At 62.1% G+C, this 12620-nt stretch carries 18 protein-coding genes; all 18 read left to right on the top strand.

The window, feature by feature from the left end; translation table 11 throughout:
• The first annotated feature begins 20 nt into the window (after window positions 1–20).
• Window positions 21–389: a 50S ribosomal protein L14 gene (gene rplN / locus NKJ01_RS21715; RefSeq protein WP_006205457.1), complete on the top strand. Its 369-nt coding sequence runs from the start codon at window positions 21–23 to the stop codon at window positions 387–389.
• A 12-nt stretch (window positions 390–401) separates the two neighbouring features.
• Window positions 402–716 (top strand): 50S ribosomal protein L24, encoded by a 315-nt coding sequence (gene rplX, locus NKJ01_RS21710; RefSeq protein ID WP_013531428.1) that lies wholly within the window; start codon window positions 402–404, stop codon window positions 714–716.
• The gene (gene rplE / locus NKJ01_RS21705) at window positions 709–1308 is read left to right on the top strand and encodes a 50S ribosomal protein L5 (RefSeq protein WP_013531429.1); all 600 of its coding nucleotides are present in this window, start codon (window positions 709–711) and stop codon (window positions 1306–1308) included. The genes rplX and rplE overlap by 8 nt, the downstream gene beginning before the upstream one ends.
• Window positions 1309–1335: 27 nt before the next feature.
• On the top strand, window positions 1336–1641 hold the full coding sequence (gene rpsN / locus NKJ01_RS21700) for a 30S ribosomal protein S14 (protein WP_010909282.1): 306 nt from the start codon (window positions 1336–1338) through the stop codon (window positions 1639–1641).
• 12 nt (window positions 1642–1653) lie between these two features.
• Window positions 1654–2052, top strand: a complete 399-nt coding sequence (gene rpsH, locus NKJ01_RS21695) for a 30S ribosomal protein S8 (protein ID WP_013531431.1) — start codon at window positions 1654–1656, stop codon at window positions 2050–2052.
• Window positions 2053–2144: 92 nt separating this feature from the next.
• Window positions 2145–2678: a 50S ribosomal protein L6 gene (gene rplF, locus NKJ01_RS21690; protein WP_013531432.1), complete on the top strand. Its 534-nt coding sequence runs from the start codon at window positions 2145–2147 to the stop codon at window positions 2676–2678.
• A gap of 140 nt (window positions 2679–2818) precedes the next feature.
• A complete protein-coding gene (gene rplR, locus NKJ01_RS21685) occupies window positions 2819–3178 on the top strand; it encodes a 50S ribosomal protein L18 (protein ID WP_112395070.1) in 360 nt (119 codons plus the stop codon).
• A 77-nt stretch (window positions 3179–3255) separates the two neighbouring features.
• Window positions 3256–3819, top strand: coding sequence for a 30S ribosomal protein S5 (gene rpsE, locus NKJ01_RS21680; RefSeq protein WP_006333394.1), 564 nt, complete (start codon window positions 3256–3258; stop codon window positions 3817–3819).
• Window positions 3820–3843: 24 nt separating this feature from the next.
• Window positions 3844–4041, top strand: a complete 198-nt coding sequence (gene rpmD / locus NKJ01_RS21675) for a 50S ribosomal protein L30 (protein ID WP_006205449.1) — start codon at window positions 3844–3846, stop codon at window positions 4039–4041.
• Between the two features lie 22 nt (window positions 4042–4063).
• On the top strand, window positions 4064–4537 hold the full coding sequence (gene rplO, locus NKJ01_RS21670) for a 50S ribosomal protein L15 (RefSeq protein ID WP_023757971.1): 474 nt from the start codon (window positions 4064–4066) through the stop codon (window positions 4535–4537).
• 193 nt (window positions 4538–4730) lie between these two features.
• Entirely contained in the window at window positions 4731–6071 is a 1341-nt protein-coding gene (gene secY / locus NKJ01_RS21665; protein WP_023757970.1) for a preprotein translocase subunit SecY, read from the top strand.
• Window positions 6068–6664: an adenylate kinase gene (locus NKJ01_RS21660; RefSeq protein ID WP_352730818.1), complete on the top strand. Its 597-nt coding sequence runs from the start codon at window positions 6068–6070 to the stop codon at window positions 6662–6664. The genes secY and NKJ01_RS21660 overlap by 4 nt, the downstream gene beginning before the upstream one ends.
• A 207-nt stretch (window positions 6665–6871) precedes the next feature.
• A complete protein-coding gene (gene rpsM, locus NKJ01_RS21655; protein ID WP_023757968.1) occupies window positions 6872–7240 on the top strand; it encodes a 30S ribosomal protein S13 in 369 nt (122 codons plus the stop codon).
• A 125-nt stretch (window positions 7241–7365) separates the two neighbouring features.
• Window positions 7366–7755, top strand: a complete 390-nt coding sequence (gene rpsK / locus NKJ01_RS21650; protein ID WP_006205444.1) for a 30S ribosomal protein S11 — start codon at window positions 7366–7368, stop codon at window positions 7753–7755.
• Window positions 7756–7859: 104 nt separating this feature from the next.
• Window positions 7860–8870 carry a DNA-directed RNA polymerase subunit alpha gene (locus tag NKJ01_RS21645; protein ID WP_352487615.1) on the top strand — a complete coding sequence of 337 codons (1011 nt, stop codon included), beginning with the start codon at window positions 7860–7862 and terminating at the stop codon, window positions 8868–8870.
• A 104-nt stretch (window positions 8871–8974) separates the two neighbouring features.
• The gene (rplQ, locus tag NKJ01_RS21640) at window positions 8975–9406 is read left to right on the top strand and encodes a 50S ribosomal protein L17 (RefSeq protein ID WP_027044984.1); all 432 of its coding nucleotides are present in this window, start codon (window positions 8975–8977) and stop codon (window positions 9404–9406) included.
• A 195-nt stretch (window positions 9407–9601) separates the two neighbouring features.
• Window positions 9602–11089: a Do family serine endopeptidase gene (locus NKJ01_RS21635; RefSeq protein WP_023757966.1), complete on the top strand. Its 1488-nt coding sequence runs from the start codon at window positions 9602–9604 to the stop codon at window positions 11087–11089.
• 47 nt (window positions 11090–11136) lie between these two features.
• Window positions 11137–12444, top strand: coding sequence for a replication-associated recombination protein A (locus NKJ01_RS21630; protein WP_352730815.1), 1308 nt, complete (start codon window positions 11137–11139; stop codon window positions 12442–12444).
• Window positions 12445–12620: the final 176 nt, after the last annotated feature.

The following is a 12620-nucleotide window of genomic DNA, read 5'->3' as shown; positions in this document are numbered from 1 at the left end:
AAAGAAGAAGGCGGCCAGTCATGATTCAGATGCAAACAAACCTCGACGTCGCTGATAATTCCGGCGCCCGTCGTGTCATGTGCATCAAGGTGCTGGGCGGCTCGAAGCGGAAATACGCTTCCGTGGGCGACATCATCGTGGTGTCGATCAAGGAAGCCATCCCGCGCGGCCGCGTGAAGAAGGGCGATGTGATGAAGGCGGTCGTGGTTCGCACGGCCAAGGACATCCGCCGCCCGGACGGCAGCGTGATCCGTTTCGACAAGAACGCGGCCGTTCTCGTCGACAACAAGAAAGAGCCGATCGGCACGCGTATCTTCGGACCGGTTCCGCGCGAACTCCGCGCCAAGAACCACATGAAGATCATCTCGCTCGCGCCTGAAGTGCTGTAAGGAGCCGGACCAATGCAAAAGATTAGAAAAGGCGACAAGGTCGTCGTGCTGGCCGGCAAGGACAAGGGCCGTTCGGGCGAAGTCCTCTCGGTACAGCCGAAGGAAGACACCGCGTTGGTGCGCGGCGTCAACATGATCCGTCGTCACCAGAAGCAGTCCCAGTCCCAAGAGGGCGGGATCATCACCAAGGAAGCGCCGATCCAGCTGTCGAACATCGCGCTGGCCGACCCCAAGGATGGCAAGCCGACCCGCGTCGGTTTCATCTTCCAGAAGGACGGCAAGAAGGTGCGCGTCGCCAAGCGCTCGGGAGAAGTCATCAATGGCTAAGGCTCAAACCACGAAGCCCAAGGCTGAAAGCAAACAGTCCAAGGCCCAGAACACGCCGCGCCTCAAGCAGGTCTACAACGAGACCATCCGCAAGGCGCTGCAGGAGCAGTTCGGCTACGACAACGAGATGCAGGTTCCCCGCATCGACAAGATCGTGCTGAACATGGGCGTTGGCGAAGCGACCGCGGATTCGAAGAAGCCTTCGATCGCGGCCGAAGACCTGGCGATGATCGCCGGCCAGAAGGCCGTCGTCACCCGCGCCCGCAACTCGATCGCCGGCTTCAAGGTCCGCGAGAAGATGCCGATCGGCGCCAAGGTCACGCTGCGTAAGGAACGCATGTACGAGTTCCTCGACCGCCTCGTGAACATCGCACTGCCGCGCGTCCGCGACTTCCGCGGACTGAATCCGAAGAGCTTCGATGGCCGTGGCAACTACGCCATGGGTATCAAGGAACACATCGTGTTCCCGGAGATCAACTACGACAAGGTTGATCAGATCTGGGGCATGGACGTCATCGTTTGTACGACTGCGAAGACGGACGACGAAGCCAGGGCATTGCTCAAGGCCTTCAACTTCCCCTTCCGCCAGTAACGGCAGCGAGAAAAGGAAAAATCTGAAATGGCAAAGACCAGCTCAGTCGAGAAGAACAACAGGCGCCGCAAGCTTGCCGACCAGTACGGTCCCAAGCGGGCTGCCCTCAAGGCGATCATCATGGATCAGTCCAAGCCGATGGAGGAGCGCTTCCGCGCTCAGCTGAAGCTTGCTGCCCTGCCGCGCAACTCGGCCAAGATCCGCATCCGCAACCGCTGCGAAGTCACCGGTCGTCCGCGTGCCTACTATCGCAAGCTCAAAGTATCGCGCATCGCGCTTCGTGATCTCGGCAACAACGGCCAGATCCCGGGCCTGGTCAAGTCGAGCTGGTAAGGAGGACATAACATGTCATTGAGCGATCCTCTCGGCGATATGCTGACCCGCATCCGCAACGCGTATGGCCGCAAGAAGTCGAGCGTTTCGACGCCGGCTTCGCGCCTGCGCACCCGCGTCCTCGACGTGCTGAAGGCTGAAGGCTATATCCGCGATTACAGCCAGACCGACTTCGACAACGGCAAGTCCGAAATCGAGATCGAGCTGAAGTATTTCGACGGCGCGCCGGTCGTGCGCGAAATCGCCCGCGTCTCGAAGCCAGGCCGCCGCGTCTATGTTTCGGCCAAGTCGATTCCGCAGGTCGCCAACGGCCTCGGCATCGCCATCCTTTCGACACCGAAGGGCGTGATGGCCGACCACGAAGCGCGTGAACAGAACGTCGGCGGTGAAATCCTCTGCCAGATCTTCTGATCTGGCGTGTGATCGGAAAAAGTGGAATCCGGTCTTCGGGATCATCCCCGAAGACAGAGACCTGAAACAAGAGAAGTGACGAGGACAACAAAATGTCTCGTATTGGAAAGAAACCCGTTTCGCTGCCGCAGGGCGTGACCGCGACCGTCAACGGCCAGACCGTGACGGCGAAGGGCCCCAAGGGTGAGCTGAAGTTCGTGGTGAACGACGAAGTTCTGGTCAAGATGGAAGGCAGCGAGATCGCTGTCCAGCCGCGCGACCAGACCAAGACCGCCCGCTCCAAGTGGGGCATGTCGCGCACGCAGATCGTCAACATCCTGCAGGGCGTCAAGGACGGTTTCGAGAAGAAGCTCGAGATCACCGGCGTCGGCTATCGCGCGGCACTTCAGGGCAAGAACCTGCAGCTGGCACTTGGCTTCAGCCATGACGTCGTCTACGAGACGCCGCAGGGCATCACGATCACCGTACCGAAGCCGACCGAAATCACCGTGGCAGGCATCGACAAGCAGCAGGTCGGCCAGGTTGCGGCCGAAATTCGCGAATACCGCGGCCCCGAACCTTACAAGGGCAAGGGCGTCCGTTACGCTGGCGAGAAGATCGTCCGCAAGGAAGGCAAGAAGAAGTAGTGGGCTTGGCTCCGAAAAGTTGCAGACTTTCGGAAAGGACCAGGGCCAAAGAAGTGTAACGCCGCGGGGAGCGGTCGCGGGAGGCGCTTTCGCCTACCGCACATGGCGGCCCCCGTTTTGTGAAGGCAAGGAAGATTATCATGGGTACCAAGGAAGCCACTCAGCGCCGTGCGCAGCGCGTCCGCCGCCAGATCAAGAAGGTCGCCGGCGAGCGTCCGCGTCTGTCTGTTCACCGCACGTCGAAGAACATCTATGTGCAGGTCATCGACGACGCCAAGGGCCACACCATCGTCGCTGCTTCGACGCTCGAGAAGGACCTCAAGGGTTCGCTCAAGACCGGCGCCGACACCGCCGCCGCCGCCGCGATCGGCAAGCTGATCGCCGAGCGCGCCACCAAGGCTGGCGTCAAGGAAGTCGTCTTCGACCGCGGTGCTTACATCTATCACGGCCGCGTCAAGGCGCTCGCCGAGGCTGCCCGCGAAGGTGGTCTGAGCTTCTAAAATTTCGCCCCGGTGACCCACAGAGGCACCGGATCTTATCAGCAACCGTGCTTCCGGAAAAAAACAAGGAACAGGATATGGCACAGGAACGTAGGGATGGCGGCCGCGGCCGCGATCGTGAAGAACGCGATGACGGCATGGTGGACAAGCTCGTCCACATCAACCGCGTCGCCAAGGTCGTCAAGGGCGGCCGTCGCTTCGGTTTTGCAGCGCTCGTCGTCGTCGGTGACCAGAAGGGCCGCGTCGGCTTTGGTCACGGCAAGGCGCGCGAAGTGCCGGAAGCTATCCGCAAGGCAACTGAATCGGCCAAGCGCGACATGATCTTCGTGCCGCTGCGCTCGGGCCGTACGCTGCACCACGACGTCGAAGGACGCTGGGGCGCCGGACGCGTGCTGCTGCGCGCTGCCAAGCAGGGTACCGGCATCATCGCCGGTGGCCCGATGCGCGCTGTCTTCGAGACGCTCGGCATGCATGACGTGGTCGCCAAGTCGATGGGTTCGTCGAACCCTTACAACATGGTTCGCGCCACTTTCGACGCGCTGAAGAGCCAGATGCATCCCAAGGATGTGGCTGCTGCTCGCGGCATCAAGTATTCGACCCTTCAGGCCCGCCGCGGCACCGCCGTTGCGGCTGAAGAATAGTCGATCTGACCAGGGATTTTGACCATGGCCAAGAAAGCAACCAAGACCATCACCGTTGAGCAGATCGGTTCGCCGATCCGCCGTCCGAAGGAACAGCGCGCGACGCTGGTCGGCCTCGGCCTCAACAAGATGCACAAGCAGCGCACGCTGGAAGATACGCCCTCCGTGCGCGGCATGATCGCTGCCGTCCAGCATCTCGTCCGCGTTGTGGACGAGGGCTGAGCCAGAGCGCAGGAGAACTCAGATGAAACTCACCGATCTGCGTGACAATGACGGCGCGACGCACTCCAAGAAGCGTCTCGGCCGTGGTATCGGCTCAGGCTCCGGCAAGACCGGCGGTCGCGGCGTCAAGGGCCAGAAGGCGCGCTCCGGCGTCGCCATCAACGGCTTCGAGGGTGGCCAGATGCCACTCTACCGGCGCCTGCCGAAGCGTGGCTTCAACAACATCTTCGCCAAGAGCTTCACCGTCGTCTCGCTAGCCCGCATCCAGGTGGCCATCGACGCCAAGAAGCTCGACGCCAAGGCAACCGTGACGGCCGAATCGCTGGTTGCCGCCGGCGTCATCCGCCGCGTCAAGGACGGCGTGCGCATCCTCTCGGACGGCGAGATCAAGGCGAAGCTCGCCTTTGACGTTGCCGGCGCCTCCAAGGCCGCGATCGAGAAGATCGAAAAGGCCGGCGGCTCGGTCAAACTGCCGGAAAAGGCAGCTGCCGAATAACGGCAATTTGATGCGCGATCGGCAGGAGTGGGATCGGTTTTTGCTCACGATTGCGCTTTGATCTGCCTAATCAAGCGGCCGCATCCACGCGGCCGCTTGCATGTTTAGAGCCCGGAGCTTATCTCGTGGGCTTCGGTGAAACGCACCGCCTGACCTCAAGGGCCATCAAGCGTTACCAAGCGGAGAATCAGGCATGGCTTCGGCTGCTGAACAATTAGCCTCGAATCTGAATTTCTCGGCCTTCGCCAAAGCGGAGGATCTGAAGAAACGCATCTGGTTCACGATCGGCGCGCTGCTGGTCTATCGCCTCGGCACCTATATTCCGCTTCCCGGCATCAACCCCGACGCCTTCGCCCAGGCCTTCTCCTCGCAGAGCAAGGGCGTGCTGGGCATGTTCAACATGTTCGCCGGCGGCGCCGTACAGCGCATGGCGATCTTTGCACTCGGCATCATGCCTTACATCTCCGCCTCCATCATCATGCAGCTGATGACCTCGGTCATCCCTTCGCTGGAATCGCTGAAGAAGGAAGGCGAACAGGGCCGCAAGGTCATCAACCAATACACGCGCTACGGCACCGTGCTGCTTGCGCTGGTTCAGGCCTATGGCATTTCGGTGGGCCTGGAGAACGGCAACGGCATCGTCAGCGATCCCGGCATGTTCTTCCGCATCTCGACCGTCGTCACGCTGGTCGGCGGCACCATGTTCCTGATGTGGCTCGGCGAGCAGATCACCGCTCGCGGCATCGGTAACGGCATTTCGCTCATCATTTTCTCCGGCATCGTCGCCGGCCTGCCGCATGCCATCTCCGGCACGCTTGAGCTTGGCCGCACCGGCGCGCTGTCGACCGGCCTGATCCTGGCGATCATCGTGCTCGCCATCGTCGTCATCGCCTTGATCGTGTTCTTCGAGCGCGCCCAGCGCCGCTTGCTGATCCAGTATCCGAAGCGCCAGGTCGGCAACCGGATGTTCCAGGGCGATACCTCGCACTTGCCGCTGAAGCTCAACACGTCGGGCGTCATTCCGCCGATTTTCGCCTCGTCGCTGCTGCTGCTGCCGGCCACGGTCGCCGGCTTCTCGCAGACGACGAACATGCCGGCCTGGGCAAGCACGATTCTGGCCTCGCTCGGCCACGGCCAGCCGCTCTACATGGCGTTCTACGCGGCGATGATCGTGTTCTTCGCCTTCTTCTACACTGCGATTGTCTTCAACCCGAAGGACACCGCCGACCAGCTCAAGAAGCATTCCGGCTTCATCCCGGGCTATCGTCCGGGCGAGCGCACCGCCGATTATATCGACTACGTTCTCACCCGCATCACCGTCGTCGGCGCCATCTATCTGGTGCTGGTGTGCCTGCTGCCGGAGTTCCTTATCTCGGCGACTGGCGTACCATTCTACCTTGGTGGCACATCGCTTCTGATCGTGGTCAGTGTCACGCTCGATACGGTTGCGCAGATTCAGGGTCACCTGATTGCGCATCAGTATGAAGGCCTGATCAAGAAGTCGAAGCTGCGCGGGGGGAAGAAAGCCAGATGAGGTTGATATTGCTTGGGCCGCCAGGGGCGGGCAAGGGGACACAAGCACAAAGACTGGTAGAAAGACACGGCATACCCCAGCTCTCGACGGGCGACATGCTGCGTGCTGCTGTCCAGGCTGGCACCGAAGTCGGCAAGCGCGCCAAGGCGGTGATGGATGCTGGTGAGCTGGTGTCCGACGCCATCGTCAACGCGATCGTCGCCGAGCGTATCGATCAGGCCGACTGCGCCAATGGGTTCATCCTCGACGGATATCCGCGGACGCTGGTGCAAGCTGACGCGGTCGAGCAGATGCTTTCGAATCGCTCCCAGGGGCTCGATGCCGTCATTGAGCTTGTCGTTGACGATAAGGCGCTGATCGGCCGGATCGTCAAGCGCGCCGACGAGGCACAGGCAGCCGGTCTGCCTGTTCGCAAGGACGACAATCCGGCTGTGTTCGAGGAGCGTCTGCGAGAGTACTACAAGAAGACGTCGCCTCTGATTGGCTACTATTATGCCAAGGGCAAGCTCCGGAGCGTCGACGGCATGGCCGATATCGATGCGGTGACGGAGCAGATCCAAGCGGTGCTCAAGAACGCAACGCGGGGAAATTAACGATTACACTTGACGGAGGCGGTTCGCTGCGGTATGGCGGCCCGTCTTCCTATCAGGCATGGACTTTGCTTGTCCGCAAGGGCAAGGCAGTCGCTTTGAACTGGAAACTCCCGCATGGGCCGGCCTCCACCGGACGCGGGGCAACTTAAGATAGCGCCGGACCCGCCTTTCTGAAGGTTGGCCGGCCCACATGGAGAAGAGAAGAACATGGCTCGTATAGCCGGCGTCAACATTCCGACCAACAAGCGCGTCGTCATCGCGCTTCAGTACATTCACGGCATTGGCAAAAAGTTCGCCCAGGAGATCGTCGACAAGGTCGGCATCCCGGCCGAACGTCGCGTCAACCAGCTCACCGACGCGGAAGTGCTGCAGATCCGCGAAGCCATCGACCGTGATTATCAGGTCGAGGGCGACCTGCGTCGCGAAGTCTCGATGAACATCAAGCGGCTCATGGACCTCGGCTGCTACCGTGGCCTGCGTCACCGCCGCTCGCTGCCGGTCCGCGGCCAGCGCACGCATACCAATGCGCGCACCCGCAAGGGTCCGGCCAAGTCGATCGCCGGCAAGAAGAAGTAAGCGAGCGAATAGCGAGTAGCCAATAGCGAGTAGGAATCCCTATTCGCTATTCCCTACTCACTACTCGCTCTCCAGGTGGAGCCGCTGGCATTACGGCGGTGTAGAGATCAACTGAAAGGACCATCATGGCCAAGGAAGCCGCCCGTGTTCGCCGTCGCGAACGCAAGAACATTTCGTCGGGCGTTGCCCACGTCAATTCGACCTTCAACAACACGATGATCACCATCACCGACGCGCAGGGCAATTCGATCGCCTGGTCGTCGGCCGGTGCCCAGGGCTTCAAGGGTTCGCGCAAGTCGACCCCGTTCGCTGCCCAGATGGCTGCCGAAGATGTTGCCAAGAAGGCCCAGGAACACGGCATGCGCATGCTCGAGGTCGAGGTCTGCGGACCTGGCTCGGGTCGTGAATCGGCGCTGCGCGCCCTGCAGGCGGCCGGCTTCACCATCACATCGATCCGTGATGTGACGCCGATCCCGCACAATGGCTGCCGCCCGCGCAAGAAGCGCCGCGTCTAAGCAATTTACCGAACGTCGCGCGAGCGCCCTTGGGGCGCTCCTCCACGGCATTCCAGGTCGCCCGCCACGATTGGATGGTGGCGGGTCAACGGAAGGAAAGCATCATGATCCAGAAAAATTGGCAGGAACTGATCAAGCCGAACAAGATCGAGTTCTCGTCGAAGAAGAAGACTCTGACCACGCTGGTCGCCGAGCCGCTCGAGCGTGGCTTTGGCCTGACGCTGGGCAACGCGCTGCGTCGCGTGCTTTTGTCTTCGCTGCGCGGTGCGGCCGTTACCGCCGTGCAGATCGACGGCGTTCTGCATGAATTCTCGTCCATCGCCGGCGTGCGCGAAGACGTGACCGACATCGTCTTGAATATCAAGGAAATCGCTATCCGCATGGAAGGCGATGGCCCCAAGCGCATGGTCGTTCGCAAGCAGGGACCGGGTGCGGTTCTCGCCGGCGACATCCAGACGGTTGGCGACGTCGAGATCCTCAACCCCGACCACGTCATCTGCACGCTCGACGAGGGTGCGGAAATCCGCATGGAATTCACCGTCGACACCGGCAAGGGTTACGTGCCGGCCGACCGCAACCGCGCCGAAGACGCTCCGATCGGTCTTATCCCGGTCGACAGCCTCTATTCGCCGGTCAAGAAGGTCTCCTACAAGGTCGAGAACACCCGCGAGGGCCAGGTTCTCGACTATGACAAGCTGACCATGACGATCGAGACCGACGGTTCGATCACCGGCGAGGACGCGGTGGCTTTCGCCGCCCGCATCCTGCAGGACCAGCTTGGCCTGTTCGTCAACTTCGACGAGCCGCAGAAGGAAGTCGCCACCGAGGCCGTCACCGAGCTCGCCTTCAACCCGGCGCTGCTCAAGAAGGTCGACGAGCTCGAGCTTTCGGTGCGTTCGGCCAACTGCCTGAAGAACGACAACATCGTCTATATCGGCGACCTGATCCAGAAGACCGAAGCCGAGATGCTGCGCACCCCGAACTTCGGCCGCAAGTCGCTGAACGAGATCAAGGAAGTCCTGGCAGCGATGGGCCTGCACCTCGGCATGGAAGTGCCGGACTGGCCGCCGGAAAACATCGAAGACCTCGCCAAGCGTTACGAAGATCAATATTGAGCATGAATTCCAAGGATCGGCGGCGTGGGCCGCTCGATCCGACGGTCATGCGGAAAACCATCAGGGGCCTCGGCCTCTTGAACAACTGAAGAAGGAAAAGAGCCATGCGCCACGGTTTCAAAGGCCGTCGCTTCGCCCGAAGCATTAGCCATCGCAAGTCGATGTTCGCCAACCTCGCCGTGTCGCTGCTCGAGCATGAGCAGATCGTCACCACCCTGCCGAAGGCGAAGGATTTGCGTCCGATCGTCGAGAAGCTGGTGACGCTCGGCAAGCGCGGCGACCTGCACGCCCGCCGCCAGGTGATCGCGCAGATCGGCAATGAAGGCGTCGTCAAGCGCCTGTTCGACACCATCGCACCGCGCTACGCCACCCGCAACGGCGGCTATTTGCGCATCATGAAGGCGGGCTTCCGCCACGGCGACAACGCCGCCATGGCCGTCATCGAGTTCGTCGATCGCGACACCTCGGCCAAGGGCGCTGGCGACCGCGCCCGCATCGAAGCCGAAGGCACCGAAGCGGACGCCGCAGCCGCATAAGGCTCGGTCTATCCTGGAATTCAAAGGGGCCTGCGGGCCCCTTTTTGTTTCTGAAAGCAGAAACTTGCGGCCAGAGCCGATTTCTGGCCGGAACCAAGGGTCTTTGGCCGAAATAATCGGATTTCGGCGGCTTAGCCTTTCATTTTGCACAATCGTCGGGACAATGGCCCCGAACTCGCCTTGGAGGATTCGTGAATGCGCGCCACCCGACTGTCCCTTGTCCTGCTCTTCGCCATGACGGCGTTTGCGGCCGCACCGGTGGTCAGGCAGGCATTGGCCGAGGAGACCAAGACCGATCCCGGCCTGTCGGACGTGCTGACCGATCTGCTGCACGGCGTCGAAGGCGAAAACGCTACCTCTGGTCCGGACAAGCGCGTGCCGTTCGGTCGTGAGGAGGTGCAGCTGTCGTTCGCTCCGCTGGTCAAGCAGACGGCGCCGGCCGTGGTCAATGTCTATGCCTCGCAGACCGCCAAGGTGACATCGCCCTTCGATGGCGATCCGTTCTTCGAGGAATTCTTCGGCCGCTCGCAGCCGCGCGCCCAGTCGTCGCTCGGCTCCGGCGTGCTGGTCGACACAACCGGCGTCGTGGTCACCAATTACCACGTCATCAAGGATGCCGATCAGGTCAAGGTGGCGACCGCGGACGGGCGTGAATTCGACAGCAAGGTGCTGCTCAAGGACGAGACGTTCGATCTTGCCGTGCTCAAGATCGCCTCCGACAAGCCGTTTCCGGTGATTGCGATCGGCGATTCCGACGCGCTTGAGGTCGGCGATCTGCTGCTGGCCATCGGCAACCCCTTCGGTGTCGGCCAGACCACCACCAGCGGCATCGTCTCGGCACTTGCCCGCAGCCATATCGGCGTGTCGGATTCCAGCTTCTTCATCCAGACCGATGCCGCCATCAACCCCGGCAATTCCGGCGGCGCGCTGATCAACATGGGCGGCCAACTGGTCGGCATCAACACGGCCATCTATAGCCGCGGCGGTGGTTCGATCGGCATTGGTTTCGCCATTCCCTCGAACATGGTTCGCGCCTTCGCCGACGCCGCCAAGGCCGGGCTCGACTTCTTCGAGCGGCCCTATATCGGCGCCGAGTTCGAAGCGGTGACGCCGCAGATCGCCGAATCGCTCGGCATGGAAAAGCCGACCGGTGCATTGGTCTCGTCGGTCGAGGCGACCGGACCGGCCGCCAAGGCGGGGCTCAAGCCCGGCGACGTCGTGCTGCAGCTCAATGGCAAACCGGTCGAGAGCATCGAAGCGCTGGACTACCGGATGGCGACGTTGTCGATCGGCACCACCGCCAATTTCGCGGTTCTGACCAAGGGCCAGCAGGCGGCGATGGACATCGCGCTGGAGCGCGCTCCGGAGGGCATGAAGGCTGCCGAAGTGACCCTGCATGGTCGCAGCCCTTTTTCGGGCGCCAAGGTCGCGGAACTGTCGCCCCGGCTCGCCCAGCGGCTCGGCCTGCGCACTGATATCAAAGGTGTCACTGTGGTGGATATCAACCGCGATTCGCCGGCCGCCGATTTCGGCTTCCAGCCGGGCGATATCGTGCGCGAGGTGAATGGCACCACCATCGACACCGCGGCGACCCTGGAACTGGCGGCCAAGACTGATACGCGCTGGTGGCGCTTTACGGTCGAACGCGGCGGGCAGATACTGCGTCAGGTGTTGCGTTATTAGGGCACAGCCCCGAGCATCAGGGTTCATGCTCCAACGAAAAGAAGTGCATGGCCGATCTGTTCAGCGTCGATGAACCGGAAAAAGCGTCGCCCGGGCGGCCGCTGGCCGACAGGCTGCGGCCAAGAAACCTTGGTGAGGTCGTCGGCCAGGAGCATCTGACCGGCCCTGACGGCGCGCTGACCCGGCTGATCGGTTCCGGCTCGCTTGGCTCGATGATCTTCTGGGGACCGCCCGGCACCGGCAAGACGACGGTGGCGCGGTTGCTGGCCGGCGAAACCAGCTTGGCCTTCGAGCAGATATCGGCGGTGTTTTCCGGCGTCGCCGATCTGAAAAAAGTGTTCGAGGCAGCCAAGCTGCGCCGCGCCAAGGGCCGCCAGACCTTGCTGTTCGTCGACGAGATCCACCGCTTCAACCGCGCCCAGCAGGACAGTTTTCTCCCTGTCATGGAGGACGGAACCGTCGTGCTGGTTGGCGCCACGACCGAAAATCCGTCCTTCGAGCTGAATGCCGCTCTGCTGTCACGCGCGCGGGTCCTGGTCTTCCATTCGTTGGGCGAGGGGAGCATCGCCAAGCTGATGGCACGGGCCGAGGAAACCGAGGGCAGGGCGCTGCCGCTCGACGAGGAGGCGCGGGCCATGCTTATTCGCATGAGCGATGGCGACGGCCGTGCCTCGCTGACGCTCGCCGAAGAAGTCTGGCGGGCAGCCAAACACGGCGAGGTCTTCGATCCCGAAGGATTGCAGCGCATCGTCCAGCGCCGCGCGCCGATCTACGACAAAGGCCAGGACGGCCACTACAATCTGATCTCGGCGCTGCACAAATCGGTGCGTGGTTCGGACCCTGACGCGGCCCTCTATTATCTTGCGCGCATGTTCGATGCCGGCGAGGATCCGCTTTATCTCGGCCGCCGGCTGGTGCGCATGGCCATGGAAGATATCGGCCTTGCCGACCCGCAGGCACTGGTCGTCGCCAACGCCGCCAAGGACGCCTACGACTATCTAGGTTCGCCCGAGGGCGAACTGGCTTTTGCCGAGGCCGCCGTCTATCTCGCAACCGCGCCCAAATCCAACGCCGTCTACAACGCGTTCAAGGCAGCCACGCGGGCCGCGAAGGAACACGGCTCGCTGCTGCCGCCCAAGCACATCCTCAACGCACCGACGAAGCTGATGAAGGAGGAGGACTACGGTGCCGGCTACCGGTATGATCATGACGAGCCGGACGCCTTTTCGGGCCAGGACTATTTTCCGGAGAAGATGGGCCGCCAGACCTTTTATGATCCGCCCGAGCGCGGCTTCGAGCGCGACATCAGGAAGCGGCTCGATTATTGGGCGAAGCTGCGCAAGGAGCGGGGATAGCTGCGCTGCGTGACCTGGTTGTCGTCACGCTGCGAACCGAGATTCGCTATAGGGCATTCCCGCCGCGGTCGTTCTTCATACGCTGCTCGCCGCGAAGCTGGCTTGATGCCGTTGCCGAAGCGGCCATGGACCAGATACGCCGCTGGCGCGCGGATTTCAGCCGGAGCGGGTCGTGC

It is taken from the genome of Mesorhizobium sp. M0276 (assembly GCF_040321755.1).
Taxonomy (GTDB): Bacteria; Pseudomonadota; Alphaproteobacteria; order Rhizobiales; family Rhizobiaceae; genus Mesorhizobium.
Note: the sequence above shows the minus strand (reverse complement) of the source record. Positions and strands in the feature narration are given on the sequence as shown.

Bases quoted from the DNA above. Each gene is read 5' to 3' on its own strand.
- rplN (WP_006205457.1), top strand. From the start codon at position 21: ATGATTCAGATGCAAACAAACCTCGACGTCGCTGATAATTCCGGCGCC.
- rplX (WP_013531428.1), top strand. From the start codon at position 402: ATGCAAAAGATTAGAAAAGGCGACAAGGTCGTCGTGCTGGCCGGCAAG.
- rplE (WP_013531429.1), top strand. From the start codon at position 709: ATGGCTAAGGCTCAAACCACGAAGCCCAAGGCTGAAAGCAAACAGTCC.
- rpsN (WP_010909282.1), top strand. From the start codon at position 1,336: ATGGCAAAGACCAGCTCAGTCGAGAAGAACAACAGGCGCCGCAAGCTT.
- rpsH (WP_013531431.1), top strand. From the start codon at position 1,654: ATGTCATTGAGCGATCCTCTCGGCGATATGCTGACCCGCATCCGCAAC.
- rplF (WP_013531432.1), top strand. From the start codon at position 2,145: ATGTCTCGTATTGGAAAGAAACCCGTTTCGCTGCCGCAGGGCGTGACC.
- rplR (WP_112395070.1), top strand. From the start codon at position 2,819: ATGGGTACCAAGGAAGCCACTCAGCGCCGTGCGCAGCGCGTCCGCCGC.
- rpsE (WP_006333394.1), top strand. From the start codon at position 3,256: ATGGCACAGGAACGTAGGGATGGCGGCCGCGGCCGCGATCGTGAAGAA.
- rpmD (WP_006205449.1), top strand. From the start codon at position 3,844: ATGGCCAAGAAAGCAACCAAGACCATCACCGTTGAGCAGATCGGTTCG.
- rplO (WP_023757971.1), top strand. From the start codon at position 4,064: ATGAAACTCACCGATCTGCGTGACAATGACGGCGCGACGCACTCCAAG.
- secY (WP_023757970.1), top strand. From the start codon at position 4,731: ATGGCTTCGGCTGCTGAACAATTAGCCTCGAATCTGAATTTCTCGGCC.
- NKJ01_RS21660 (WP_352730818.1), top strand. From the start codon at position 6,068: ATGAGGTTGATATTGCTTGGGCCGCCAGGGGCGGGCAAGGGGACACAA.
- rpsM (WP_023757968.1), top strand. From the start codon at position 6,872: ATGGCTCGTATAGCCGGCGTCAACATTCCGACCAACAAGCGCGTCGTC.
- rpsK (WP_006205444.1), top strand. From the start codon at position 7,366: ATGGCCAAGGAAGCCGCCCGTGTTCGCCGTCGCGAACGCAAGAACATT.
- NKJ01_RS21645 (WP_352487615.1), top strand. From the start codon at position 7,860: ATGATCCAGAAAAATTGGCAGGAACTGATCAAGCCGAACAAGATCGAG.
- rplQ (WP_027044984.1), top strand. From the start codon at position 8,975: ATGCGCCACGGTTTCAAAGGCCGTCGCTTCGCCCGAAGCATTAGCCAT.
- NKJ01_RS21635 (WP_023757966.1), top strand. From the start codon at position 9,602: ATGCGCGCCACCCGACTGTCCCTTGTCCTGCTCTTCGCCATGACGGCG.
- NKJ01_RS21630 (WP_352730815.1), top strand. From the start codon at position 11,137: ATGGCCGATCTGTTCAGCGTCGATGAACCGGAAAAAGCGTCGCCCGGG.